Source organism: Streptomyces sp. CA-251387 (genome assembly GCF_050936625.1).
GTDB lineage: Bacteria > Actinomycetota > Actinomycetes > Streptomycetales > Streptomycetaceae > Streptomyces.
The window spans coordinates 8744368-8768284 of the sequence record NZ_JBNJMJ010000001.1 but is presented as its reverse complement, the minus strand read 5'-3'; the positions used below and the strand labels follow the sequence as shown (position 1 = coordinate 8768284).

The window sequence follows — 23917 nt, the reverse complement described above, 5'->3', positions numbered from 1 at the left end:
TCAGCGGTCCCGCAGCCGGGCCGCCTCCACCCGGTGCAGATGGATCAAAACGTCGTGGCTCCGGGCGAGGGCGATGTCGTGCTCCGGCTCCGGGTACGCCGTGCCGATGCTGCGCGTCGGCCTCGCCTCCCTCAGCCAGGGACGGGCCGGTGACGGCGCGGTCCGCAGGTCGACGACGTAGTCACGAGGGCGTACGCGGTCCAGCGTCCTCTCGTTGCTGCCGGGACCTGCCGGGCCCAGGGTGAACTCCCGCACGTGTCCGTCGGGTGCGGTGGCGTTGAACGAACCGCGGTAGAAGGTGAAGCCGACGCTGACGTACGCGTCACCGAGCCGGTCGCGCAGGAAGGCGCCCTGCATCTTCGGGTAGTGGGCGGGGTCGTCCGGCACATAGGCGACATGTGCGTTGTGCGCCGACAGCACGACCTTGGTGCCGGTGTGCTCCGTCCACCAGGCCACGTTGTCGGCCATGACCGAGTCGCGGTAGCGCATGGCGGCCCTGAGCTGCTGCTCGTCCTCGAAGTCGAAGGCGTACCCACGGGCGGTCTGGTCGATCGCCGTGGCCTGCTGGACCGCCCGGTCATGCGCCTCCCGGTCGGCGCCCGGCGGCTGTTCCCGCAACAGCTTCAGGGCCTCACCGGTCCGGGCCGCCATGAGCTTGCGTTCGGCGTACGGCTTGTTCATGTACTGCTCGATGTATGCGCCCGTAGCCGTCGTGGGCCGCAGCCCCCGGTACAGCTCGGTGAAACGGGCCAGGAGGCCGGGGTGCGTCCGGGCCACGTAGTCCGTGACCTCGTCGTACAGCTCGGGGCCGGCCCAGGCGAAGTCGTCGCCCATGAACCGGACCGGGTCATCCGGATGCTGCCGGTTGTAGGCGCGCATCCATTCCACGAGTCGCAGATGGTCGGTGGTGTTCCACCACAGGTAGTCCCGCTGGAACTCCTCGCGCATGATCCGCCGGGGTTCGCCCTTGCCGTACAGCACGTAGTCGTTGAGGCGCAGGCCGGTGCTCCAGGGTGCCTCCAGGGCGAAGGTGCGGAAGCCCTTCTTCTCGACGAGGTGGCGGAAGACGCGGTCCTTGAGGGCGAAGAAGTCGTGCGAGCTGTGGGTGGCCTCCCCGACGCCGACGACCCGTGCGTCTGCGATCATCCGGTCCAGGGGTCGCAGATCGCGGGTGTCACCGCCCGGCTCGACGGTGCGCAGCGTGTGGGCGGCGTGGTCGAGTGCCTCGACGACCGTGGTGGAAGTCGGTGCCGCCGTGGCCGGGATGCCGGTCGTCAGGGCGGCGAGGATGATGAGCAGAGTCAGCGATAATCCGGTCCGATGCCGTTTCATGATCCAAGGCTTGCCGTTCCGGGCCGGTGGGGGCCATCCGGCGGTCCCCCCTCTCCGGGTGTACACAACCAGAAGGTGACGGCGGGGGTTTTCCCGAACCGCGGACCCGATCGGCCGTCCGCCGCCTTGCGCGGGTGTCGATCATCACCACACCGGCCCCTTGCCGTGCTCCGGCCGTTGCGATCAATCTGGGGGTCCATGCGGACGGTTACCGTCCGCATTAACTGTGTGTGGGAAGCATCTGTGAAAGGGAACAGCCCAGGGATGCGAGAGGTACGTGAGGAGACGGCGTTCCAGGAGCGGCTCGGGAAGCTGCGCCGGGACCCCGTGGTGGTGCAGACGCTGCGGTCGGCGGCCGCGGCGACGATCGCGTACGTCATCGCGCTGCGCGTGAGTCCGGAGGCCGCTCCGCTGACCGCGCCCCTTACCGCCCTGCTGGTCGTGCAGGTCACCCTGTACGCCACGCTGACCAACGGCATCCGCCGGGTGAACTCCGTGGTGGCCGGCGTCCTCGTCGCCATCGCCTTCAGCCTGATCGTCGGCCTCACGTGGTGGAGCCTCGCGCTGCTGATCGTGGCCTCGTTGGCCGTCGGGCATCTGGTGCGGGTCGACGAGTACGTGCCCGAGGTGGCGATCAGCGCGATGCTGGTCCTCGGCGTCACGACCATCGGCGATACGGCGTGGTCACGGGTGCTGGAGACGCTGATCGGCGCGGTGGTCGGGCTCGGTTTCAATCTGCTGCTCGCGCCGCCGGTGTGGGTGGAAGAGGCCGGCGAGTCGATGGACGGACTGGCTCGCCGGCTGCGGCAGTTGATGCTGCGCATCGGCGAGGAGGCCGCCGGCCGGCAACCGTTCGAGCAGGCCGCGGCCCGGCTGCACGAGGCGCGCCGGCTGGACCACGACATCGTCGAGGTGGACGCGGCGCTGCGGCAGGCCGAGGACAGCCTGCGGCTCAATCCGCGCGTGCGTGACAGCGTGTTGCACCGGGTGGTGCTGCGTACCGGACTGGACACGCTGGAGATCTGCACGGTGGTCCTGCGGGTGCTCGCGCGCACCCTCACCGACCTCGCGAAGGAGCGTGAGCCCGAACCGCTTTTCGCCAAGGAGACCGGCGTCGTCGTGGAGCAGTTGCTGTCGGAGATCGCCGACGCGGTGGTCAGCTTCGCGGTGCTGGTCACCACCCACGTCAGCAGCAACGCCGACGCGGCGGAGTCCCGGCTGTCCGCGGAGTTGCGCACGGCGGCGGGCACCCGCGACAAGCTTGCCCTGCTGCTGCGCGAGGAGGCCGAGAGCGAGACACAGCACTGGCAGCTGCTCGGCGCCGTCCTGACCGAGGTGAACCGCATCCTGGACGAGCTCGACACCGAGCACCGCTCGCGTCGCCTGCTGGAGGAACTGGACCGGGTGTCGGCGGAGCAGCGGGCCCGGATGCCACGCCTGACCCGGCTGCGCGAGCGCATGGGCGTTCAGGAGAAGCTGTGGCGGAACCGCACCGGGATCGGCGGGCGTTCTTGGTGAAGGAACGCCGGGACGGGGCCGGCGCCGGATGCGAGGGAGCGGGCCGATGACTGACGACACCGTGCGGATCGACGGAAACACCCTGCGGCTGCCGGGCGGTGTGGCGGTGCGGTTCATCCGCACGCTGCGACTGCCCGAGAAGGGCACGCATCCGCTGCCGCCGGGGCTCGGCGAGTTCCCGGTGCGCCGGGTGGCGGACCACGCGGACACCGTTCCCGAAGCGTGGCGGGCGCGCGGCGGTGTGATGCTCCCGGTGTATCTGCGCGAGGCGATGTGGCTGAGTTTCGGCGGTACGACCGAACCGGCCGCCCTGCAGGTCGGGGTGGGCAAGGTGTGCGCGGTCTCGGGGAAGCCGTGGAGCGACCGGCTGTCCCGCAAGCCGCAGAACTACGTCGTACTGCCCCGGCAGCCCTGGCTGGACGGCATCAACTCCGGGAAGGGCACGGTCCGCCAGTTCGTGGCGGTGCCGCTGGGGCTGGGCGCGACCGTCGAGGGGCAGGTCACCGGCGAGGAGGTCTGGGGCGGCGTACAGCTGCAGTCCTTCGCGCTGAAGGAGCCGCAGCTGGCGAAGTGGCGTGAGGAGGAGCGGCACCGGGCGGAGCAGGCGCGGGCGATGCCGCAGTTCGGCGGCTACGGAGCCGCCATGCCGATGGCCGCGCCGCCCGCCCCCGGCTCGGGCCCGGCGCCCGCGGCTGCTCCGGCGGGCGGGCCGCGACGGGCCGCCGCGGCCATGGGTCTGGGCGTCGGCGGTTCGATGCGTCAGGAGGTCTACGAGGACGACCGCCCGCTGTCGGACTGGGCCGACCACCCCGGCGGCCGGGTCTTCGTCCACCTCGTGACACCTCCGGAGTGGCGCCGCATCACCGGCGAGGCTCCCCCGCCGTCGCCGGTGGACCGGGCGGCGTACACGCGTGCGGGGCTGCCCTGGTTCGACTACTACGACCAGGACGCGGAGGATCTCGCCCCGACGGACACGTTGGAGGCGGTGAAGCCGGTCGGCGACTGGCTGGGCGACGACCACGAGCCCTGGCAGGCGCCCTCGCCGGGCCAGGTGAAGCCGCTGAAGGACGCGCAGGGCAAGCCGGTGGAGGACGGGGACTGGTAACCGCCCGAAGCGCCCGCAAAGTACACCTTGTCGTTGCAGAGCACGCAACGCACGTTGCTGTTCTTGCGCTCGGCGGCTGATCCACGCCAAGGTGGCTGTCGCTACCGCGACGACCGACGACCTGAGGTGTGGACATGGGCAGTGGTGGGCTGAGCAGGCGCCGATTCGTCGGAACTCTCGCCGGAACGGCCGCCGGGGCGACACTCCCCGCGGCCACGGCGTGCGACGACGCGCCCGGCCCCGCGGACACACCCGACACCGCGGCCCCCGAGGCGACCGTCCCTTCGACCCGTCCGAGCGCCCAGACCGAGAGCCGCAAGCCGTCCGGCCCCCGCCCGCTCTACCTCGGCACCTACACCTCCGTCGAGGGCGGCGGCACGGGCATCGGTCTAGCCACGTACGACCCGGCCACGGGCCGTATCACCGGCACCGGCACCGGCACGCTCAAGGACGTCGGCGACCCGTCGTATCTGGCGCTGCACCCGAACGGCCGGACGCTGTACGCGGTCGACGAGCGCGAGGACGGCGCCGTGACCGCCGTGCGCCTCGCGGATCGCCGGATTCTGGGGAGCCGCAGCACCGGCGGGGCGGCGCCGTGCCATCTGTCGGTGCATCCGAGCGGACGCTGGCTGCTGAGCGCCAACTACGGCACCGGCAGCGTGGCCGTGCACCCGATCGACGCCTCGGGGGCGCTCGGTGAGCGCACCGAACTGGTCACGCACTCCAGCCCGTCCCCCGGTCCGGGGCAGGAGGGTCCGCACGCCCACCAGTTCATCACGAGCCCCGACGGCGGCCATGTCCTCGCCGTCGACCTGGGCACGGACACGGTGTACACCTACCGCCTCGACCAGAAGGCGGGCACGCTCAGCGAGGTAGCGCGGGCACAGACCGAGCCGGGTGCGGGGCCGCGTCATCTCACCTTCCACCCGGGCGGCCGGTACGCGTATCTGGCCAACGAGGTCGACAACACCGTCGCGGTCTGCGCGTACGACCCCGGCACGGGCCGGCTGAGCATCGGCGAGGAGCAGTCCACGGGCACGGGCTCGGGGACCAGCTATCCGGCGCAGATCGTGGTGACGCCGAACGGCCGTTACGCCTATCTCGCCAACCGGGGCCACAACAGCCTCGCGCGCTATGCGGTGGAGTCGGACGGCGCCCGACTCAGGCTGCTCGACACGGTGCCGGTGTCCGGGGACTTTCCGCGGCAGATCGCCCTCTCGCCGGACGGCACGCTGCTGTTCGCCGCGAACCAGCGCTCCAGCACGGTCAGCGTCTTCCATGTCGACGAGGACAGCGGTGAACTGCGGCTCGCGGGCGAGCCGTTCGCGTCACCCGTCGCTGTCTGTGCGCTGCCGCTGTAGGGCGCGCGGGCAGGACGCGGCGCTGGCCTGGGAGAGCAGGACGTGCATGCGTTCGGTGAGCTGTCCGACGTCGTCGGCGGGCCGGTGGAACGGCAGTCGTACGTCGGCCTGGGCGCGGGCGCGCTCGATGCGCAGTGTCAGTCCGTGCCGGTCGACGGCGAGGGGCTGGACGCGGACGACGCCGTGCAGGCTGTCGGAGGCGACGAGGCGGGTGAGCCGCTCGACGGCGTCCGGGTGGCAGTCGGCGAGGTGGGTGAGCAGCCGGGCCTCGGCGGTGGTCAGCGGGTCGGGCGCGGCGGCGGCGAACTCGTCGAGGTCGACGACCACGGCACCGGTCGGCTGCCGCAGCACCACACGCGTGGCGTGGAAGGCGAGTCTGCCCTCTTCGGGGGTGAACCAGCCGGACAGCCAGAGCCGGGCGCGGATCCGCTTGCGCACGGGCACGGGGGCGACGTCGGCGAACTCCAGGACGGCGGACGGCTCGCCGCGGGGCGCGCAGATCGCCGCCGTGACGAGCACGCTGTCCTCCGGCACGTCAAGCAGGACCCGTCCGTCCTCGGTCACGGTGTGCGCGCCGACGAGTTCCTCGCGGCAGCCCTCCGCGGTCACCGCGACGGACCACGCGGCGGCGAGCACCGACCGGGCCCGTTCCGCAGCGGACGGCGCGGCGGCCCAGGTTTGGCTGTCATCCATCCCGTACCTCCTTAGGTAAGCCTCACCTAACCTATCGAAGATCGAGCCGCACGCCAACCAGCGCGTCGATGCTGTGCGATCTCGTTCCTGGCCCAGGAGGCGATCAGGGTGCGATGACACCCAGCAGCGCGCGTGCGCACAGGTCGCGCACCTGCTCGCGGGAGAGGTCCGCGCCCCGCAGCCACTCCAGGCAGACGGCGGTGGTGAACGCCAGCCAGCCCCGTACGGCGAGCCGGACATCGGGCCGCTCCTCGAAGACCGGGCCGAATTCGGGATCCGCCGCCATCGCCGCCAGGATCTGCTGCTCCTGCGCGGCCAGGGCGCGTTGGTAGACCTTGCGCACGGCCTGGTCGCCGGCCGCGTCGGCACGGTGGAAGGCGCGGTAGCCGTGGGCGTGGGCCTGGACGTACTCCAGGTAGGTGTCGAGGCCCGCGGAGAGCTGCTCGCGCACCGGAACTCCGGGTACGGCGGCCGTCATCCGCAGCATGCGCTCGCTCTCCCGCTCGACGACGGCCGCGAAGAAGTCCCGCTTGGTCGGGAAGTAGTGATAGAGCAGCCCGCGCGAGACACCGGCGATCTCGGCGACCTGCTCGATCCACACGTCGTCGTACGGACTCTCCGAGAACAGCCGCGCCCCGACCGACAGGAGTTGCTCACGGCGCTCCTCGGTGCTGAGCCGGCGGCGTGTGCGCTCGCCCTGGTTCGCGGCCATGCCCGCACTCTACTTGACGTGGATTCAACAGCGGGATCAGACTGAGCGCGTTATTGAACCCACGTACAACGAGCTCAATCTGCCGCTGGATCAAGGGAGATCGCGTCATGGCGGAGACGACGACCGGGAACGGACTCCCCAAGGGGTTCCGCAGCGCAGAACAGGGCTGGCCGGAGCTGCACCGCATACCGCATCCCCCGCACCGGCTCCCCCTGCTCGGCGATGTCCTCGGCGCCAGCCCGCGCACCCCCTTGCAGGACTCCCTGCGCTACGCCCAGGAGTTGGGGCCGATCTTCCGGCGCCGGGCGTTCAACCGGGAGTTCGTGTTCCTCTGGGGTGCCGAACTCGCGGCCGACATGGCGGACGAGTCGCGCTTCGCCAAGCATGTCGGGCTCGGCATAGCCAATCTTCGGCCGGTCGTCGGGGACGGCCTGTTCACGGCGTACAACCACGAGCCGAACTGGCAGTTGGCGCACGACGTGCTGGCCCCGGGGTTCAGCCGGGAGGCCATGGCGGGCTACCACCCGATGATGCTGGCCGTGGCCGGCCGGCTCATGGAGCACTGGGACCGCGCGGTGGCGGCGGGCCGGGCGGTGGACGTGCCCGGCGACATGACCAAGCTGACCCTGGAGACCATCGCACGCACCGGGTTCGGCCATGACTTCGGCTCCTTCGAGCGCTCCCGTCCGCATCCCTTCGTGACGGCGATGGTCGGCACGCTCACCTACGCGCAGCGGCTCAACACCGTGCCCGCACCGTTCCTGCTCCGGCGTGCCGCGCGTCGCAACGAGGCCGACATCGCCTACCTCAACCGCACGGTCGACGACCTGGTCCGCGCCCGTACGGCGAACGGGCCGGGCGACGGGGATCTGCTGGACCGGATGCTGGAGACGGCTCATCCGGAGACGGGCGAGCGGCTCTCCCCGCAGAACGTCCGCCGTCAGGTGATCACCTTCCTGGTGGCCGGCCACGAGACCACCTCGGGCGCGCTCTCCTTCGCCCTGCACTACCTCTCCCGGCACCCGGACGTCGCGGCCCGCGCCCGGGCCGAGGTGGACCGTGTCTGGGGCGCCACGGCGGTGCCCGCCTACGACCAGGTGGCGAGGCTGCGGTATGTGCGCCGGATACTCGACGAGTCCCTGCGGCTGTGGCCGACGGCGCCCGCCTTCGCCCGGGAGGCCCGCGAGGACACCGTGCTCGGCGGGGTCCATCCGATGCGCCGGGGCGCCTGGGCGCTGGTGCTCACGGCGATGCTGCACCGCGATCGCGAGGTCTGGGGCGCGGACGCCGAGCGGTTCGATCCGGACCGCTTCGAGCCGGGGGCCGTACGGACGCGTCCGCCGCACACCTTCAAGCCGTTCGGGACGGGGGCGCGGGCGTGCATCGGGCGCCAGTTCGCGCTGCACGAGGCCACGCTGGTGCTGGGTCTGCTGCTGCGCCGGTACGAGTTCAGGAGCGACCCGGCGTATCGGCTGCGGGTGACGGAGCGGTTGACGCTGATGCCGGAGGGGTTGCGGCTGCGGCTGGAGCGGCGGGCGGCCGCCCCTTCATCTGCGGCGCCCGCTTCGTCCGGCGCGGACGAGGACGCGCCGTCAGAGCTCCGCTGTCCAGTGCACCGGGCGGCTGACTGAGGCGGGCAGCCGCGTGCCCGCGCTGCCCCGGGCCGCGTTCAGCTGGGGCTGGGTCAGGAAGAAGGCGTCCGTCAGATCGGCGTCCGTGAGGTCGGTGTCCCGCAGGTCGGCACCGATGAGGTCCGCCCCGCGCAGGTCGGCGCCGGTGAGGTCGGCGGCTATGAGGTAGGCGCCGCGCAGGTTCGCGCCTCGCAGGTCGGCGCCCTTCAGCCGGGCGCCGATCAGGTCCGCGCCGCGCCGGTCCTTCTTGCGGCCGCGTACACCCGCCCGCGCCAGCTCGCTGGTCTTCAGCAGGAGTGCGTTGACCTGCTGCCGGTGAGCGGCCACGTCCAGTGCGCCCAGTTCTTCCGGGGTCCGCCGTGTGAGCTCCTCGGTGGTTTCCCTGATCGTGCGCAGCTCGGCCCGGAGGGGACGGGCGGCGGGCAGGGTGAGCGCCTCGGTCAGGTACCAGAGCAGTTCATGGAGCTGGCGGACGACCGGGAAGACGTCGAACATCCGCCGGCCGTGTTCGCGGGAGCCGGTGCGCCAGTCCTGGCCCGCGAAGGTGATCTGCGAGACCTTCTGTCCGGCGCCGAAGCAGTCGTAGACCGTGCAGCCGGTGAAGCCCTGCTGCCGGAGCCGGGCGTGGATGCCGCAGCGGTGGTCGTCCTGGAGGTTCCGGCAGGGCGTCCCGGCGTCCTTGTCGAGGGCGAAGTCCGCCGAGGCGGCGAAGGGCAGCGCGACACAGCACAGCCCGAAGCAGTTCGCGCAGTCTCCGCGCAGGTCGATGAGGTCGCCGGGGTGATCTTGCATGCCACCAAGCCTAATGTCCGGCTCAAAACGAAACCTCACCGATGAGATTCCGCCGGTGTGGGGGTCTTCTCATCCAGCGGAAAACAACCTCGGCTACCACTGGATACGAGCCGACGGAATCAGGAGCAGCGCCCCGAAGAGGAACCGAAAAGACCGAGGGAGAGCGATCATGTGCAGCCACCAGCCCGCGTGCCCCACCGCCGACAGCCCGGACCATCACGCCGCCGTCATCGTGTCGGCCCACCCCGAACAGGGCTGGAGCCTGCTGTGCAACGGCACCATCGTCTTCGACGACACCGGTGAACTCCTGCCGGACGGGCGGGTCGTGGACCCGCACCGCACCGTCGGCACGCTCGCTGTGGCCGCCTGACTCAGCCGTCGAGCTCCGGCAGATCGAGGGCGGCCAGCCGCTCGGGGTCGGCCAGGATGTACATCTCGGTGATCCGGCCGTCGGCAACGGTGACGCCCATGACCGAGATCGGGCGCCCTTCGGGGGCGTTGAGGACACCGACCGTGCCGTTGACGAGTACGAGCTGGAGGGACTGGGCGGACCGCGCCAACTGCCGGAACAGCAGCGCCTGTTCGGCCACCGGTTTCGCACCGCGCACCACCTTGGACGCCGCCACCCCACGGACCAGCGGCCCGGAGTCGGCCCGCAGCACCACGTCGGGGTCGAGGACGGCGAGGAGCGCCTCGAAGTCGCCGGCGCGGGCGGCCGCCATGAAGGCGTCGAGGACCTGCCGCTGTCTGCCGAGGTCGGGCTCGGCCGACGGCGTGGCCCCCTTCACCCGGCGCCGGGCGCGGCTGGCCAGCTGCCGCGTCGCGGCCGAACTGCGTTCCACGATCGGGGCGATGTCGTCGAACGGCACCGCGAACATGTCGTGCAGCACGAACGCGATCCGCTCGGCGGGCTCCAACGCCTCCAGCACCACCAGCAGGGCCAGGCCCACCGAGTCGGCCTGGAGCACCTCCTGTTCCGGGTCGATCGTCGACAGCGGGCGGATCACGGGGTCCGGGACGAAGGTGTCGTCCAGCGGCTCCTCGTGGCGCCGCGTACGCGAGCGCAGCATGTCCAGGCAGACCCGGCCGACCACGGTGGTCAGCCAGCCGCCCAGGTTCTCGATGTCGTCCGCGTCGCTGCGGCTCAGCTTCAGCCAGGCCTCCTGGACGGCGTCCTCCGCCTCGGCCAGGGAGCCGAGCATGCGGTAGGCGACCGCCTTGAGATGGCCGCGGTGCTCCTCGAAGCGGTCCGCCAGCAGATCCGTCCCGTTCACGTCTCCCCCTCCGTGACGATCTTCGCGCAGGCTAGCGGCTGAACAGTTCGAACGCCACGGCCGGCTTCCCGCCGAACCGCTCCCCCGTCGCCTCCGCGTGCGAGCTGAGGAAGCCGCGGGCGTACGTCTCCGGGTCCTCGTCCGTCAACGCCTCGATGTAGCTGCGGTGTTCGAGCAGCGAGCGCACCGCGCGCTCCAGCCCCGCCGTCGCGTCGACCGCGTGCGTCGGCGTGCTGGATCCGGCGACGGCGACCCAGCGGACGCCGTTCCACGGCTGAAGGCCCTGCTCGGCGAGTTCGGGGAAGATCCAGCGGTTGCCCGCGTCCCCGGCCGCGTCCAGCGTGGCGCGGCCCACCGCCACATGGTCCGGGGTGTTCCAGGCGACGCCGCCCCAGGTGTCCCGGTGGTTCAGCGTGATCACCAGTTCGGGCCGGTGCCGGCGGATCGCGGCGGCGATGTCGCGGCGCAGGGCGGTGCCGTACTCGATCACGCCGTCCTTGTGGTCGAGGAACTCCACCTCCGACACTCCCACGACGGCCGCGCTGGCCCGCTGCTCGCGCTCGCGCAGCGGACCGCACTGCGCGGGCTCCAGCGTGTCGATGCCGGCCTCGCCCCGCGTGGCCAGGACGTAGGCGACCTCGCGGCCGGCGTCGGTCCAGGCGGCGATCGCCGCCGAGCAGCCGTACTCGAGGTCGTCCGGATGCGCGACGACGGCGAGCGCGCGCTGCCAGTCGTCGGGCATGGGCTTCAGCTGAGTGATCGTCGGCTCGGTCATGCCCGCACCCTAACGCGTGACACCGACATCACGCTTCGTCACGGGTGAGCGCGAGCAGCCGGTCCAGGACACGGGGGCCGCCCGACCGTACGCCGTCGTGCTCGAACTCGTCGGTGACCCAGGTGCGCAAGCCCCGGACGGCGCGGGCGGTGGCGAGGGAGTGGGCGGTGTCGACGTACATGTCGTCGTGGTAGACGGCCGCGGCGACCGGCACCTCGTTGGCGGCGAGGCGCGTGGAGTCGTACAGGGGCTTCCAGTCGGTGCGGGCGGCGAGGAGTTCGGCGGTCTCGCGCAGGGGGCGCAGCGCCGGGTCGCAGTCGAACATCCAGGGGTGGATGGTCTCGCCGGTGAACAGCAGCGGTCCGTCGCCCGCGAGGGTCTTGGCCGCGTCGAACTGCGGGAACTCGGCGCGGACGCGCTCGGCGGACCAGGCGGTGGGCCGCGCGTCCTGGCCGTAGATCGCCTCGTGGATGAGGGCGTACAGCGGGTGGCTCGCGTACGACAGCAGGCCCTGCGCCTGCTCCTGGAACTCGTCGGAGAGTTCCGGGCCGTGCGGGGTACGGACGAAGGCGTTCTCCAGGAGGTAGTGCAGGCGGTGGCTGCCCTCGCTGCCGCCGAGGAGGATGCCGAGGGACTGGAAGGCCTCGGCGGTGAGACGGTAGCCGTTCGGCAGGGCCACGTCGTGCGCGAGGAGGTGGTCGGCGATACGGCGGGCGCGCTCGACGTCCTGCGGGTAGCGGGCGTAGTGGGCGGCGACCTTGCGCTCGATGCGCGGGTAGGCGGCGCGGTAGACGTCGTCGGCGTGCGCGTCGAGGGAGGGCAGGCCGCCGGTGATGACGGCGGCGGTCAGGCCCTCGGGGGCGGTGGAGAGGTAGTTGACCGTGCAGAAGCCGCCGAAGCTCTGGCCGAGGACGGTCCAGGGGGCGCCGCCGGTCACCTCGCGGCGGATCGCCTCGCAGTCGCGGACGATCGAGTCGGCGCGGAAGTGCGTGAGGTAGTCGGCCTGTGCGGTGGGGCCGCCGCGCAGCGGGAGTGTCTGGCGGTTGGCGGGCGTGGAGTGGCCGGTGCCGCGTTGGTCCAGGAGCAGGACACGGAACTCCTTCAGCGCGCGGCCGAGCCAGGCGCCTTTGCCGACGAAGCGGTTCGCGCCGAAGCCGGGGCCGCCCTGGAGGTAGACCAGCCACGGCAGTTCCTGGTGCGCCTTGTCGCTCGCGACGACCTCACGGGCGTAGAGCTCGATCGTCTCCCCCGCCGGGGCGTCGTGGTCGAGGGGCACGGTGAAGTGGCGGTCGGTGAGGACGACGCCGGGCTGGCGGTAGGTCGCGGTCAACAGGTCTCCCGGGACGAAGGGCTTGCGGGCCGCGTCCCAGTTCAGCACATGTTCGTCCGCCGACCGAGCCCCAGGATCATGAAATCTTACTGAACGACGGATCAGCGGGCCGACAGGCTGGACCGCCGCACCACCAGCTCGGGCTGGAGCACGACACGCCGGTGCTCGTGCTTCTTCGCCCCGGTCTCCTCCTCCGTCTCCTCCAGCAGCATCTCCGCGGCGAGGGTGCCCATGGTGACCGCGGGCTGCCGTACGGAGGTCAGGGGGACGGCCGCGGCGGCCGCGAACTCGATGTCGTCGTAGCCGACGATCGCGAGGTCGTCGGGGATGCCGACGCCCGCGGCGTACATGGCCTGAAGGACGCCGAGGGCGAGCAGGTCGTTGGCGCAGAAGACGGCGGTCGGGCGCTCGGCGAGACCGAGCAGGCGGGCGCCGGCGTCGCGGCCCGCGGCGACGTCGAGCCGTTCGGTGGGCAGTTCGCGCAGGTGCTCGGGGCCGAGGCCGGCCTCCTCCAGCGCCTTCAGGGCGCCCGTGCGGCGGTCGCGGACCTGGTTGAGGCCGGGCGGGCCGCTGACGTACGCGATGGAGCGGTGCCCGGCGTCGACGAGATGCCGTACGGCGAGCGCGCCGCCCGCGACGTCGTCGACGGAGACCGAGCACTCGGTGGTGCCCTCGGCGACCCGGTCGACGAGGACGAAGGGGATGTTGTGCCGCCGGAACGTCTCGATGTTGCGGCCGGTGGCGTCGGCGGGGGTCAGCAGGACGCCGCGCACCCGCTGCTCGGCGAAGAGCGACAGGTAGTCGGCCTCCTCGCTCGCGCTCTGGGCGCTGTTGCAGACCATCACGCCGAGCCCGGCCTCGCGCGCGGCCCGCTCGGCGCCGCGCGCCACGTCGACGAAGAAGGGGTTGCCCATGTCGAGGACGAGCAGCCCCATGATCCGGCTGCGGCCCGCGCGCAGCTGGCGCGCGGACTCGCTGCGGACGTAGCCCAGCCGGTCTATCGCGGACTGCACCCGCGCCCGGGTCTCGGTCGCGACCGTGTCCGGACGGTTGATGACGTTCGAGACCGTGCCGACGGAGACTCCGGCGGCGCGGGCGACGTCCTTGATACCCACCGACTGGGCCATCGGGCAGAGACCTCCAGGAAGACGTGTACGACGTGGGGCGGCGGGAAGGCCTTCACATTACCGTCAAGCCGCCCACAACGGCTGCGATCAGGCAGGCAGGCGGAAGTTGAGGTTACGCAGCGCCGACGGCGTGGTACCGCTGGACCTCTCCTGGTACATGATCGACAGGAAGTCGTCCTGCCCGACGCGCGTCTCGTCGATCACGACCTCGCCGAAGGCGTTCAGCCCGGCGGTGACGCCGTCGTACAGCACGGTCCAGTCCGTGTACCCGGAGGACTTGGAGGCGCCGGCGATCCGGCAGTACGGGAAGATCGCGTAGGCGTTGTCGTACTTGTCCAGGATCAGCTTGGTGCGCTGGCTGGAGTTCAGCGGAACCGGGATCTCCGTCTTCTGCCAGGCGCCGGAGGAGTTCTTGCGGACGTGGAAGGCGCGGCCGTTGGCGGTGCGGTCGGCGACGTAGTTCGTGGTGCACTGGCCGAAACGGCCGGGTACGTAGCTGATGATCGCGTGCGGCAGGCCCGCGGAGTCGGTGAACTGGCTCTCCTGGTTCATCAGGGAGTGGTCCGGGTTGAGCGCGTCGATCACCAGTCCGCTGTCGGTGACGGCGACCTTGTCGGAGCCGCCGGTGGTGCCGACGACGGTGCCGGCGTTGTTGCGCCAGGTGCGGCCGCGGTCGTCTGAGTAGACGTAGCCGGTGTCGTGGTTGGTGATGCCGCCGGACGAGCACATCACGGCGCCGTTCTGCTCGCGCCAGGTGAAGAAGGAGTGCAGGCGCCCGTTCTTGTCGTAGTCGATGCCGTGCAGGTACATGTTGCGGGCCGTGGAGGAGCCGTGCTCGCTGGTGTACGTGCCGGTGGAGCTGCTCCACTCGCCGAGGTTGGTCCAGGTCGAACCGTCGTACTCGGCGAGGGCGTTGCGGCCGTTGCCGGAGACGGCGACCCGGTAGCTGAGCTGGAGCTTGCCGTCGGGGGTGGAAATGAACTGCGGGTAGGTGAACTGCGAGGTGAGCGCGAGGCCGTCCAGGGTGGACTGGGGGGCGCCGAAGCGGCTCGCGGTCCAGCTCAGCCCGGCGGGGTTGTCCATCAGCCCGGCGACCGACTTGACGTAGGTGAAGCCGTCGCTGTGCGAGTCCATGTTGAGGTGGAGGCGGCCGTCCACCTTCGAGATGCCCATCGAGATGACGTTGTGGGAGTCGTTGTAGCGGAGCGTGTGCCCGACCTTGACGGTGGACCAGGTGCTGGAGCCGAGGAGACGGCGGCCTACGACGGCGTTGCGGTCGGCGGTGTACCAGACGGCGTACTGGTAGCCCTTGTAGGTCAGCAGGCCGTTCTTCTGGAACGAGTTGTTGTTGACCAGTCCGTCGTACGACACGAAGTAGATGGCCTGCGTGTCGAGCGTGGTCGTGCCGGTCAGGGTGACCGAGGGGCCGGGGTCGGCGGCCCGGGCGGTGCCGGAGGCGAGAAAGGGGATCATCACTGCTCCGGTGAGGGCGGCGCCCAGCAGGGTGCGTCTCTTCATCTCGGGGACTCCATTGTCGGCGAGGAGCGGGGGCGAGGAGCGGGGAGGGCAAGGGTGGTGCGGGGAGTGTCAGGCGAGGTGGAACACCTCGGTGAGCGGTTTCATGGCCTCGTCGGGCCGGGCGCCGTCCAACGACTCGAAGAACGGCGCCATCTCCGCCTGCCAGCGGGCGTTGACATCGGTGGCTTCCATACCGGCCACGGCGGCGGCGAAGTCCTCGGTCTCCAGGTAGCCGACGAGCAGGCCGTCGTCACGCAGGAAGAGCGAGTAGTTGTGCCAGCCGGTGGCCGAGAGCGCTTCGAGCATCTCGGGCCACACGGCGGCGTGCCGCTCGCGGTACTCGTCGAGGCGGTCCGCCCTGACCTTCAGCAGGAAGCACACGCGCTGCATCAACACCCCTCCGGATGTCAGAAGTTGTAGTGGTCGATGTTCTTGGCGTCGAAGACGGTCGGCTTGCCGAGGCTGATCACGCCGTCCTTGCCGATGGTGTACTCGCCCATGTCGCCGGCCTTGAACGTCTCGCCCTCCTTGCCGGTGATCTGGCCCGAGACCAGCGCCACGGCCGTACGGGCGGCCAGCTCGCCGAGCTTCGCCGGGTCCCACAGCTCGAACGCCTCGACGGTGCCGTTCTTGACGTACTTGCGCATGTCGTTCGGGGTGCCGAGGCCGGTCAGCTTGACCTTGCCCTTGTACTTGGAGCCCGACAGGTACTGGGCGGCGGCCTTGATGCCGACGGTGGTCGGGGAGATGATCCCCTTCAGGTTCGGGTACTCCTGGAGCAGGCCCTGGGTCTGCTGGAAGGACTTCTGCGCGTCGTCGTCACCGTAGGCGACCTTGACGAGCTTGACGTCCTTGTACTTCGGGTCCTTCAGCTCCTCCTTCATGAAGTCGATCCAGACGTTCTGGTTCGTCGCGGTCTGCGCGGCCGACAGGATCGCGATCTCGCCCTTGTAGCCGATCTGCTCGGCGAGCAGCTGCACCTCGGTGCGGCCGAGGTCCTCCGCGGAGGCCTGCGAGACGAAGGCGTTGCGGCAGTCGGCGGTGGTGTCGGAGTCGTAGGTGACGACCTTGATGCCGTTCTTCATGGCCTGCTTGAGCGCGGTGCACAGGGCGCCCGGGTCCTGCGCGGAGACGGCCATCGCGTCGACCTGCTGCTGGGTGAGCGTGTTGACGTAGGAGACCTGGCCGGCGGTGTCCGTGGCGCTGGACGGGCCGACCTCCTTGTAGCTGGAGCCCAGTTCCTTCAGGGCCGCCTCGCCGCCCTTGTCGGCGGAGGTGAAGTAGGGGTTGTTGACCTGCTTGGGCAGGAAGCCGACGGTCAGGCCCTTCTTCAGCTCGGCGTTCGGGTCGGCCTTGCCGGCGGTGGCGGCGGAGGCGCCCTCGCTCTTGACGTCCTCCTTGGTGGTGCCGCCGCAGGCGGTTGCGGCCAGAGCGAGCGAGGTGACGGCGGCGAGGGCCGCGCAGGTACGGCGGAGGGATGACTTGCGCATGGCGGAATCCTTTTGACGAGGGTGAGCTGGAGCGCCCCGAAAGGGGCGCGGGTCTGTATCGGTGTGCGGCGCCGCCGCGTGGGCGCGACCAGCCACAGACGACCGGCAGGTTGAAGACGGCCTTGCTAGCGCAGCGCTTGCGCTCTACGACCCGCTCTCGCGACGGCGATCTGCCGCGCAACCCGAGGGCCGAGAACCGAGAGGACAAGCAGTACGCCGGTGACGACGATCTGCGACTGGGCGGAGACGTCCTGCAGGCTCATGACGTTCTGCAGCGCGCCCAGCAGGAACACCCCGGCGATCGCACCGCCCAACGTGCCCTTGCCGCCGTCGAAGTCGATCCCACCGAGCAACACGGCGGCCACGACGGAGAGTTCCAGCCCCGTGGCGTTGTCGTAGCGGGCGCTGGCGTAGTGCAGCGCCCAGAAGATCCCGGTGAGCGAGGCCATCAGCCCGGTCACCGTGAACAGGATCAGCTTCTGCCGCTTCACGCGGATGCCGGCGAACCTCGCGGCCTCCTCGCTCGCGCCGGTCGCGAAGACCGACCGGCCGAACGGGGTGGCGTGCAGGACGATCACGGCGATCGCGAGGAGCACCAGGAAGGGCAGGAAGGCGTACGGGATGAAGGTGTCGCCGATGCGTCCGGCAGCGAAGTCCAGGTACTGGGTGGGGAAGTCGGTCACCGCGTCCGAGCCGAGCACGATCTGCGCGATGCCCCGATAGGCGGCGAGCGTGCCGATGGTGACGGCGAGGGACGGCAGGCCCAGCTTGGTCACCAGCAGACCGTTGATCAGTCCGCACACCACGCCGAGCAGCAGGCAGATCGGAATGATCGTTTCGATCGTCATGCCCTGGTTCCACAGGGCGCCCATCACCGCGCCGGAGAGCCCGGCGGTGGAAGCGACCGAGAGATCGATCTCGCCCGAGACGACCAGGAGTGTCATCGGCAGGGCGATCAAAGCGATCGGAAGGGTGTTTCCGATCAGGAACGACAGGTTGAGAGCGTTTCCGAAACCATCGACCGTTCCGAAGGACAGCAGGAGCACGACGATCAGAAGCGCACCGACGACCGTGTCCCAGCGGATCGCTCGGCTCAGGGAGAAGTCAGCCATGGCGGGCGTTCCTCTTCTTCAGGGCGGAGGCCACGCGCACCGCGACGATCCGGTCGACCGCGATGGCGAGGAGGAGCAGGATGCCGTTGATCGCGAGCACCCAGACGGAGCTGACACCGAGGGCGGGCAGCACGCTGTTGATGGAGGTCAGCAGCAGCGCGCCGAGCGCCGCGCCGTAGACGCTGCCGGAGCCGCCGGTGAAGACGACGCCGCCGACGACGACCGCGCTGACGACGGTGAGTTCGTAGCCGTTGCCGGTGCCGGAGTCGACGTTGCCGAAGCGGGCGAGGTACATCGCGCCGGCGAGTCCGGCGAGGGCACCGCAGAAGGTGTACGCGGCGAGGATCCGCTTGCGCACCGGGATGCCGGCGAGGCGCGCGGCCTCCGGGTTGGAGCCGAGGGCGTACAGCTCGCGGCCACTGCCGAAGTGCTTGAGGTAGTACGCGGTCGCCACCAGGACGGCGAGGGCGATCAACGCCGACCACGGCACCGCGGAGATGCCGCCTGAGCCGAACTCGACGAAGCCGTCCGGGAGGTCGGCCGCCGTGATCTGTCGGGAGCCGACCCAGATGGAGTCGATGCCGCGGATGATGTAGAGCGTGCCCAGGGTCACCACGAGCGCGGGCACCTGGCCGAGGCTGACGAGGAGGCCGTTCAGCAGGCCGAAGCCGATGCCCATCAGGACCGCGAGGAGCACGGCGACGACCGGGTTCCCGCCGCCCTGGAGATACGTGCCTGCGGCGAAGGCGCTGACGCCGAGTGTGGAGCCGACGGACAGGTCGACGTTCCTCGTGATCACCACCAGGGACTGGCCCGTGGCGACCAGGACGAGGATCGTCGCATTGAGGAGAAGGTCCTTGATGCCCTGCTCGGTGAGGAACTCGCTGTTGCCGAGCTGGGTGACGACGATCATCACCACGAAGACGACCAGGATGGCGAGCTCGCGCATCTTGAAGACGCGGTCGACCAGGCGGGTGCCGCTGGACTTGGGCACCTCGGCGACGGAGGCTTGGTTCGGGGTGGTCACCGTCATGCAGCGGCCCTCCCGGTGGCTGCGGCCATCACGGTTTCCTCGGTGGCTTCGGAGCGCGGGATCTCGGCGGTGAGGCGGCCCTCGTGCATCACGAGCACGCGGTCGGCCATGCCGAGGATCTCGGGCAGGTCGGAGGAGATCATCAGGACGGCCACGCCGTCGGCGGCCAGCTCGCTGAGCAGCCGGTGCACCTCGGCCTTGGTGCCGACGTCGATCCCTCGGGTCGGCTCGTCGACGATCAGCACCTTGGGGCCGGTGGCCAGCCACTTGGCGAGGACGACCTTCTGCTGGTTGCCGCCGGACAGTGTCGACACGGCGTCGGCGATCCGGGCGTACTTGACCTGGAGCTTGACGGCCCAGTCGAGGGAGCGGCTGCGTTCGGCGCCGCGGTCCATCAGGCCGGCCTTGACGGTCGTACGCAGTCCGGTGAGGCCGATGTTGCGCTCGATGGACATGTCCATCACCAGGCCCTGGGCGCGCCGGTCCTCGGGGACGAGGGCGAGGCCGGAGGCCATGGCGGTGGACGGGGCCCCGTTGATCAGGGCCTTGCCGTCGACGGAGACGTCGCCGGCGTCCCAGCGGTCGATGCCGAACACGGCCCGCGCGACCTCGGTGCGGCCCGCGCCGACGAGTCCCGCGAGGCCGACGATCTCTCCGCGCCGTACGTCGAAGGAGACGTCGGTGAAGACGCCCTCGCGGGTCAACCGGCGCACGCTCAGGGCGACTTCGCCCGGCTTCACGTCCTGCTTGGGGTACAGCTCGTCGAGGTCGCGGCCGACCATGCGGCGTACGAGGTCGTCCTCGGTCATGCCGTCCAGCGGTTCGCTGGCGATCCAGGCGCCGTCGCGCAGCGTCGTGACCCGCCGGCAGATCTGGAAGATCTCCTCCAGCCGGTGGGAGATGAACAGGACGGCGGCGCCCTGTTCGCGCAGGGTGCGGACGACGCCGAAGAGGCGGGCGACCTCGCTGCCGGTGAGGGCGGCGGTCGGTTCGTCCATGATCAGGACGCGGGCGTCGAAGGAGAGCGCCTTGGCGATCTCGACGATCTGCTGGTCGGCGATGGACAGGCCGCGCGCGGGGCGGTCGGGGTCGAGCTCGACGCCGAGGCGCTGCATCAGGGCCAGGGTCGCCTCATGGGTGGCCTTGTGGTCGATGCGGCCGAGGGCGCGGCGCGGCTGGCGGCCCATGAAGATGTTCTCGGCGATCGACAGGTCGGGGAAGAGGGTCGGCTCCTGGTAGATCACGGCGATGCCGGCGTCGCGGGCGTCACCGGGGCCGTGGAAGACGACGGGCGCTCCGTCGAGCAGCACCTGGCCCGCGTCGGGCCGGTGCACGCCGGCGAGCGTCTTGATCAGGGTCGACTTGCCCGCGCCGTTCTCGCCGGCGAGGGCGTGCACCTCCCCGGGAAACAGCTCCAGGGAGACGTCCCGCAGGGCGCGGACCGCGCCGAAGGACTTCGAGATGTCCCTCAGCGCAAGAACCGGGGCCGGACCCGTGGTGGACGGGTGGGTCATGGGGGCTCCTCGACGACGCCGGCGGGAGGGCCCTCTCGGCGTCGTGAAAGGTTTCAACTTGGTTGCCGGGACGTTAGGCACGGAGCGCATGTCACGTCAATGGGTCCGTGTCGAAAATCTTTCGATGAATGAAGGTCACGGCGGAGTCACGAGAAAGAGCCTTGGTCGCGGGACTTGACACCCCTCCGGGCGGCTCATACGTTCCCGTCTTGAATCGTTTCATAGCGAAGCGCTTTCCGAAGACTTCCGTCTGATCTCCGTTCCGACGTCACAGGAGCCCTCAGTGACCGAGCTCGCCGCGGTGAAGGCCGCACTCAAGACCCAGGCAGTCGAAACGCCGTCGTGGGCGTACGGGAACTCGGGGACGCGGTTCAAGGTGTTCGCCCAGCAGGGCGTTCCACGCACGCCGCAGGAGAAGTTGGAGGACGCGGCGCAGGTGCATGCGTTCACCGGCGTCGCGCCCACCGTCGCCCTGCACATTCCGTGGGACAAGGTCGACGACTATGCGGCGCTGGCGAAGTTCGCCGAGGAGCGGGGCGTGCAGCTCGGGGCGATCAACTCCAACACGTTCCAGGACGACGACTACAAGCTGGGCAGCATCTGTCATCCGGATGCGGCGGTGCGGCGCAAGGCCGTCGATCATCTGCTGGAGTGCGTCGACATCATGGACGCCACGGGGTCCCGGGATCTGAAGCTGTGGTTCGCGGACGGCACGAACTATCCCGGTCAGGATGATGTGCGCTCGCGGCAGGATCGGCTGGCCGAGGGGCTGGCCGAGGTGTACGAGCGGCTCGGGGACGGGCAGCGGATGCTGCTGGAGTACAAGTTCTTCGAGCCGGCCTTCTACACGACGGACGTTCCGGACTGGGGGACGGCGTACGCGCACTGCCTGAAGCTCGGGGAGAAGGCGCAGGTCGTTGTCGACACCGGGCATCACGCTCCCGGCACCAACATCGAGTTCATCGTCGCGACGCTGCTCAGGGAGGGGAAGCTCGGCGGGTTCGACTTCAACTCCCGGTTCTATGCCGACGATGACCTGATGGTGGGGGCCGCGGATCCGTTCCAGCTGTTCCGGATCATGTACGAGGTCGTGCGTGGGGGTGGGTTCTCGTCCGAGGTCGCGTTCATGCTCGACCAGTGCCACAACATCGAGGCGAAGATTCCGGCGATCATCCGGTCGGTGATGAACGTGCAGGAGGCTACGGCCAAGGCGCTGCTCGTCGATGCGTCGGCGTTGGGTGAGGCGCAGAGGTCGGGAGACGTGCTCGGGGCCAATGCCGTGCTGATGGATGCGTACAACACGGACGTTCGGCCGCTGCTTGCCGAGGTGCGCGAGGAGATGGGTCTCGATGCCGATCCGATCGCAGCGTATGCCCGGTCCGGGTGGGCCGAGAAGATCGTGGCCGAGCGGGTTGGTGGCCAGCAGGCCGGGTGGGGGGCGTAAGCGTCTGCCGGGTTCTGTTGTCTTCGGACTGCGGGCCGTCTGTGGCTGGTCGCGCAGTTCCCCGCGCCCCTAAGGGCGTATCCGCACCCTCTCTCAGATAGGACTCAATGATCATGGCTCCCCATCCCGAAGCCGCCGCCCTCCTCGCCCGGTCCCACCGGCTCGGCTCCGACCCCCGCAACACCAACTACGCCGGCGGCAACGCCTCCGCCAAGGGCACCGACATCGACCCCGTCACCGGTGGTGACGTGGAGCTGATGTGGGTCAAGGGGTCCGGGGGCGACCTCGGCACTCTCACCGAGGGCGGGCTGGCCGTGCTGCGGCTGGACCGTATGCGGGCGCTCGTCGGCGTCTATCCGGGCGTCGAGCGTGAGGACGAGATGGTCGCCGCCTTCGATTACTGCCTGCACGGCAAGGGCGGGGCCGCTCCCTCGATCGACACCGCCATGCACGGGCTCGTAGAGGCCGCCCACGTCGATCATCTGCACCCCGACTCCGGTATCGCGCTCGCCTGTGCTGCCGATGGGGAGAAGCTGACCGCCGAGTGTTTCGGGGACAGCGTGGTGTGGGTGCCGTGGCGGCGGCCCGGGTTTCAGCTGGGGCTCGACATCGCCGCCGTGAAGGCCGCCAATCCGCAGGCCGTCGGGTGCGTTCTCGGCGGGCACGGGATCACCGCCTGGGGTGACACCTCCGAGGAGTGCGAGCGCAACTCGCTGCACATCATCCGGACCGCCGAGGCGTTCCTGGCGGAGAAGGGGAAGGCCGAGCCGTTCGGGGCCGTCATCGAGGGGTACGAGGCGCTGCCCGACGGGGAGCGTCGGGAGCGGGCCGCCGCCCTGGCGCCGTACATCCGGGCGATCACCTCTCAGGACAAGCCCCAGGTCGGGCACTTCAACGACTCCGAGATCGTGCTCGACTTCCTCGCGCGGGCCGAGCACCCGCGGCTCGCCGCGCTCGGCACCTCGTGCCCGGATCACTTCCTGCGGACCAAGGTGCGGCCGCTCGTCCTCGATCTGCCGCCGACCGCTCCGCTGGACGAGGCCATCGCCCGGCTCAAGGAGCTGCACGCCGAGTACCGCGAGGAGTACGCCGCCTACTACCGGCGGCACGCCCTGCCCGAATCCCCCGCCATGCGCGGCGCCGACCCGGCGATCGTGCTCGTGCCGGGAGTCGGCATGTTCAGCTTCGGCAAGGACAAGCAGACCGCCCGGGTCGCGGGTGAGTTCTACGTCAACGCCATCAATGTGATGCGCGGGGCGGAGGCTGTGTCCACGTACGCGCCGATCGAGGAGTCCGAGAAGTTCCGGATCGAGTACTGGGCGCTCGAGGAGGCCAAGCTTCAGCGGATGCCGAAGCCGAAGCCGCTGGCGACCCGGGTGGCCCTGGTGACCGGTGCCGGAAGCGGGATCGGGAAGGCCATCGCGCATCGGCTCGTCGGCGAGGGTGCCTGTGTGGTCGTGGCCGACCTCAACGGTGACAACGCCCAGGTCGTCGCCGAGGAGCTCGGCGGGCCCGACAAGGCCGTCGCCGTGACGGTCGACGTCACCTCCGAGGAGCAGATAGCCGACGCCTTCAAGGCGGCCGTGCTGGCCTTCGGCGGGGTTGACCTCGTCGTCAACAACGCCGGGATCTCCATCTCCAAGCCGCTGCTGGAGACCTCTGCCAAGGACTGGGACCTCCAGCACGACATCATGGCGCGCGGTTCCTTCCTCGTGTCGAGGGAAGCGGCGCGCGTGATGATCGCGCAGGAGCTGGGCGGCGACATCGTCTACATCGCCTCCAAGAACGCCGTCTTCGCCGGGCCCAACAACATCGCCTACTCGGCGACCAAGGCCGACCAGGCCCATCAGGTACGGCTGCTGGCCGCCGAGCTCGGCGAGCACGGCGTCCGTGTCAACGGGGTCAACCCGGACGGAGTCGTGCGCGGGTCGGGGATCTTCGCCGGTGGGTGGGGTGCCCAGCGCGCCGCCGTGTACGGGGTCGAGGAGGAGAAGCTCGGCGAGTTCTACGCCCAGCGGACCATCCTCAAGCGCGAGGTGCTCCCGGAGCATGTCGCCAATGCCGTCTTCGCGCTGACCGGCGGGGACCTCACCCACACCACCGGGCTGCACATCCCGGTCGACGCCGGCGTCGCGGCCGCCTTCCTGCGGTGAGCG

General features: G+C 70.3%; 21 protein-coding genes. 7 read left to right on the top strand and 14 right to left on the bottom strand.

Translation table 11 applies throughout. The features are described 5' to 3' along the window. Positions 1-1332: an erythromycin esterase family protein gene (locus tag ACQEV2_RS39090; RefSeq protein WP_433052923.1), complete on the bottom strand. Its 1332-nt coding sequence runs from the start codon at positions 1330-1332 to the stop codon at positions 1-3. A 264-nt stretch (positions 1333-1596) separates the two neighbouring features. Between ACQEV2_RS39090 and ACQEV2_RS39085 the strand changes: the two genes are divergently transcribed. The 3 genes from ACQEV2_RS39085 to ACQEV2_RS39075 all read left to right on the top strand — a co-directional run bounded on the left by ACQEV2_RS39085 (position 1597) and on the right by ACQEV2_RS39075 (position 5316). Further along, positions 1597-2850: an FUSC family protein gene (locus ACQEV2_RS39085; RefSeq protein WP_433052920.1), complete on the top strand. Its 1254-nt coding sequence runs from the start codon at positions 1597-1599 to the stop codon at positions 2848-2850. A gap of 46 nt (positions 2851-2896) precedes the next feature. Then, positions 2897-3955 carry a hypothetical protein gene (locus ACQEV2_RS39080; protein WP_433052917.1) on the top strand — a complete coding sequence of 353 codons (1059 nt, stop codon included), beginning with the start codon at positions 2897-2899 and terminating at the stop codon, positions 3953-3955. 134 nt (positions 3956-4089) lie between these two features. After that, on the top strand, positions 4090-5316 hold the full coding sequence (locus tag ACQEV2_RS39075; protein WP_433052914.1) for a lactonase family protein: 1227 nt from the start codon (positions 4090-4092) through the stop codon (positions 5314-5316). Here the strand turns inward: ACQEV2_RS39075 and ACQEV2_RS39070 are convergent. Together ACQEV2_RS39070 and ACQEV2_RS39065 are read right to left on the bottom strand one after the other, a co-directional pair. Continuing rightward, a complete protein-coding gene (locus tag ACQEV2_RS39070) occupies positions 5284-6009 on the bottom strand; it encodes a DUF2470 domain-containing protein (RefSeq protein WP_433052911.1) in 726 nt (241 codons plus the stop codon). The two genes, ACQEV2_RS39075 and ACQEV2_RS39070, sit on opposite strands and share 33 nt — an antisense overlap. Positions 6010-6112: 103 nt before the next feature. Beyond that, positions 6113-6721: a TetR/AcrR family transcriptional regulator gene (locus ACQEV2_RS39065; RefSeq protein ID WP_433052908.1), complete on the bottom strand. Its 609-nt coding sequence runs from the start codon at positions 6719-6721 to the stop codon at positions 6113-6115. Between the two features lie 107 nt (positions 6722-6828). Here ACQEV2_RS39065 and ACQEV2_RS39060 point away from each other — a divergent pair, with 107 nt between their 5' ends. Then, entirely contained in the window at positions 6829-8352 is a 1524-nt protein-coding gene (locus ACQEV2_RS39060) for a cytochrome P450 (protein WP_433052905.1), read from the top strand. On the opposite strand, the gene ACQEV2_RS39055 is transcribed toward ACQEV2_RS39060, so the two are convergent. Then, a complete protein-coding gene (locus tag ACQEV2_RS39055) occupies positions 8314-9144 on the bottom strand; it encodes a pentapeptide repeat-containing protein (RefSeq protein WP_433052902.1) in 831 nt (276 codons plus the stop codon). The two genes, ACQEV2_RS39060 and ACQEV2_RS39055, sit on opposite strands and share 39 nt — an antisense overlap. A 169-nt stretch (positions 9145-9313) precedes the next feature. Between ACQEV2_RS39055 and ACQEV2_RS39050 the strand changes: the two genes are divergently transcribed. Then, complete coding sequence (locus ACQEV2_RS39050; protein WP_433052899.1) at positions 9314-9514, top strand: DUF5999 family protein; 201 nt, start codon at positions 9314-9316, stop codon at positions 9512-9514. A 1-nt stretch (position 9515) separates the two neighbouring features. On the opposite strand, the gene sigJ is transcribed toward ACQEV2_RS39050, so the two are convergent. From sigJ to ACQEV2_RS39000, 10 genes are all read right to left on the bottom strand, one after another. After that, complete coding sequence (sigJ, locus tag ACQEV2_RS39045; RefSeq protein ID WP_433052896.1) at positions 9516-10418, bottom strand: RNA polymerase sigma factor SigJ; 903 nt, start codon at positions 10416-10418, stop codon at positions 9516-9518. A gap of 31 nt (positions 10419-10449) precedes the next feature. Continuing rightward, positions 10450-11193, bottom strand: a complete 744-nt coding sequence (locus ACQEV2_RS39040; protein ID WP_433052893.1) for a PIG-L deacetylase family protein — start codon at positions 11191-11193, stop codon at positions 10450-10452. A 28-nt stretch (positions 11194-11221) separates the two neighbouring features. Then, a complete protein-coding gene (locus ACQEV2_RS39035; RefSeq protein WP_433055133.1) occupies positions 11222-12523 on the bottom strand; it encodes an alpha/beta fold hydrolase in 1302 nt (433 codons plus the stop codon). A gap of 101 nt (positions 12524-12624) precedes the next feature. After that, positions 12625-13650, bottom strand: a complete 1026-nt coding sequence (locus ACQEV2_RS39030) for a LacI family DNA-binding transcriptional regulator (RefSeq protein WP_433052890.1) — start codon at positions 13648-13650, stop codon at positions 12625-12627. An 87-nt stretch (positions 13651-13737) separates the two neighbouring features. Next, positions 13738-15168, bottom strand: coding sequence for a BNR repeat-containing protein (locus ACQEV2_RS39025; protein WP_433052887.1), 1431 nt, complete (start codon positions 15166-15168; stop codon positions 13738-13740). Between the two features lie 69 nt (positions 15169-15237). Further along, positions 15238-15558 (bottom strand): L-rhamnose mutarotase, encoded by a 321-nt coding sequence (locus ACQEV2_RS39020; protein WP_128435934.1) that lies wholly within the window; start codon positions 15556-15558, stop codon positions 15238-15240. A 17-nt stretch (positions 15559-15575) separates the two neighbouring features. Further along, positions 15576-16658 carry a rhamnose ABC transporter substrate-binding protein gene (gene rhaS / locus ACQEV2_RS39015; RefSeq protein ID WP_433052884.1) on the bottom strand — a complete coding sequence of 361 codons (1083 nt, stop codon included), beginning with the start codon at positions 16656-16658 and terminating at the stop codon, positions 15576-15578. A 125-nt stretch (positions 16659-16783) separates the two neighbouring features. Continuing rightward, positions 16784-17770 (bottom strand): ABC transporter permease, encoded by a 987-nt coding sequence (locus tag ACQEV2_RS39010; RefSeq protein WP_433052881.1) that lies wholly within the window; start codon positions 17768-17770, stop codon positions 16784-16786. Then, positions 17763-18803 carry an ABC transporter permease gene (locus tag ACQEV2_RS39005; RefSeq protein ID WP_433052878.1) on the bottom strand — a complete coding sequence of 347 codons (1041 nt, stop codon included), beginning with the start codon at positions 18801-18803 and terminating at the stop codon, positions 17763-17765. Before ACQEV2_RS39005 ends, ACQEV2_RS39010 begins: the two co-directional genes overlap by 8 nt. After that, positions 18800-20317, bottom strand: a complete 1518-nt coding sequence (locus ACQEV2_RS39000; RefSeq protein ID WP_433052875.1) for a sugar ABC transporter ATP-binding protein — start codon at positions 20315-20317, stop codon at positions 18800-18802. Before ACQEV2_RS39000 ends, ACQEV2_RS39005 begins: the two co-directional genes overlap by 4 nt. Before the next feature lie 283 nt (positions 20318-20600). On the opposite strand from ACQEV2_RS39000, the gene rhaI reads away from it, so the two are divergent. Continuing rightward, a complete protein-coding gene (gene rhaI / locus ACQEV2_RS38995; protein WP_433052872.1) occupies positions 20601-21761 on the top strand; it encodes an L-rhamnose isomerase in 1161 nt (386 codons plus the stop codon). A gap of 113 nt (positions 21762-21874) precedes the next feature. After that, complete coding sequence (locus tag ACQEV2_RS38990; RefSeq protein WP_433052869.1) at positions 21875-23914, top strand: bifunctional aldolase/short-chain dehydrogenase; 2040 nt, start codon at positions 21875-21877, stop codon at positions 23912-23914. Positions 23915-23917: the final 3 nt, after the last annotated feature.

Excerpts from the sequence above, each read along its gene's own strand:
- ACQEV2_RS39090 (WP_433052923.1), bottom strand. The coding sequence starts at position 1,332 with ATGAAACGGCATCGGACCGGATTATCGCTGACTCTGCTCATCATCCTC.
- ACQEV2_RS39085 (WP_433052920.1), top strand. The coding sequence starts at position 1,597 with ATGCGAGAGGTACGTGAGGAGACGGCGTTCCAGGAGCGGCTCGGGAAG.
- ACQEV2_RS39080 (WP_433052917.1), top strand. The coding sequence starts at position 2,897 with ATGACTGACGACACCGTGCGGATCGACGGAAACACCCTGCGGCTGCCG.
- ACQEV2_RS39075 (WP_433052914.1), top strand. The coding sequence starts at position 4,090 with ATGGGCAGTGGTGGGCTGAGCAGGCGCCGATTCGTCGGAACTCTCGCC.
- ACQEV2_RS39070 (WP_433052911.1), bottom strand. The coding sequence starts at position 6,009 with ATGGATGACAGCCAAACCTGGGCCGCCGCGCCGTCCGCTGCGGAACGG.
- ACQEV2_RS39065 (WP_433052908.1), bottom strand. The coding sequence starts at position 6,721 with ATGGCCGCGAACCAGGGCGAGCGCACACGCCGCCGGCTCAGCACCGAG.
- ACQEV2_RS39060 (WP_433052905.1), top strand. The coding sequence starts at position 6,829 with ATGGCGGAGACGACGACCGGGAACGGACTCCCCAAGGGGTTCCGCAGC.
- ACQEV2_RS39055 (WP_433052902.1), bottom strand. The coding sequence starts at position 9,144 with ATGCAAGATCACCCCGGCGACCTCATCGACCTGCGCGGAGACTGCGCG.
- ACQEV2_RS39050 (WP_433052899.1), top strand. The coding sequence starts at position 9,314 with ATGTGCAGCCACCAGCCCGCGTGCCCCACCGCCGACAGCCCGGACCAT.
- ACQEV2_RS39040 (WP_433052893.1), bottom strand. The coding sequence starts at position 11,193 with ATGACCGAGCCGACGATCACTCAGCTGAAGCCCATGCCCGACGACTGG.
- ACQEV2_RS39030 (WP_433052890.1), bottom strand. The coding sequence starts at position 13,650 with ATGGCCCAGTCGGTGGGTATCAAGGACGTCGCCCGCGCCGCCGGAGTC.
- ACQEV2_RS39025 (WP_433052887.1), bottom strand. The coding sequence starts at position 15,168 with ATGAAGAGACGCACCCTGCTGGGCGCCGCCCTCACCGGAGCAGTGATG.
- ACQEV2_RS39020 (WP_128435934.1), bottom strand. The coding sequence starts at position 15,558 with ATGCAGCGCGTGTGCTTCCTGCTGAAGGTCAGGGCGGACCGCCTCGAC.
- rhaS (WP_433052884.1), bottom strand. The coding sequence starts at position 16,658 with ATGCGCAAGTCATCCCTCCGCCGTACCTGCGCGGCCCTCGCCGCCGTC.
- ACQEV2_RS39010 (WP_433052881.1), bottom strand. The coding sequence starts at position 17,770 with ATGGCTGACTTCTCCCTGAGCCGAGCGATCCGCTGGGACACGGTCGTC.
- ACQEV2_RS39005 (WP_433052878.1), bottom strand. The coding sequence starts at position 18,803 with ATGACGGTGACCACCCCGAACCAAGCCTCCGTCGCCGAGGTGCCCAAG.
- ACQEV2_RS39000 (WP_433052875.1), bottom strand. The coding sequence starts at position 20,317 with ATGACCCACCCGTCCACCACGGGTCCGGCCCCGGTTCTTGCGCTGAGG.
- ACQEV2_RS38990 (WP_433052869.1), top strand. The coding sequence starts at position 21,875 with ATGGCTCCCCATCCCGAAGCCGCCGCCCTCCTCGCCCGGTCCCACCGG.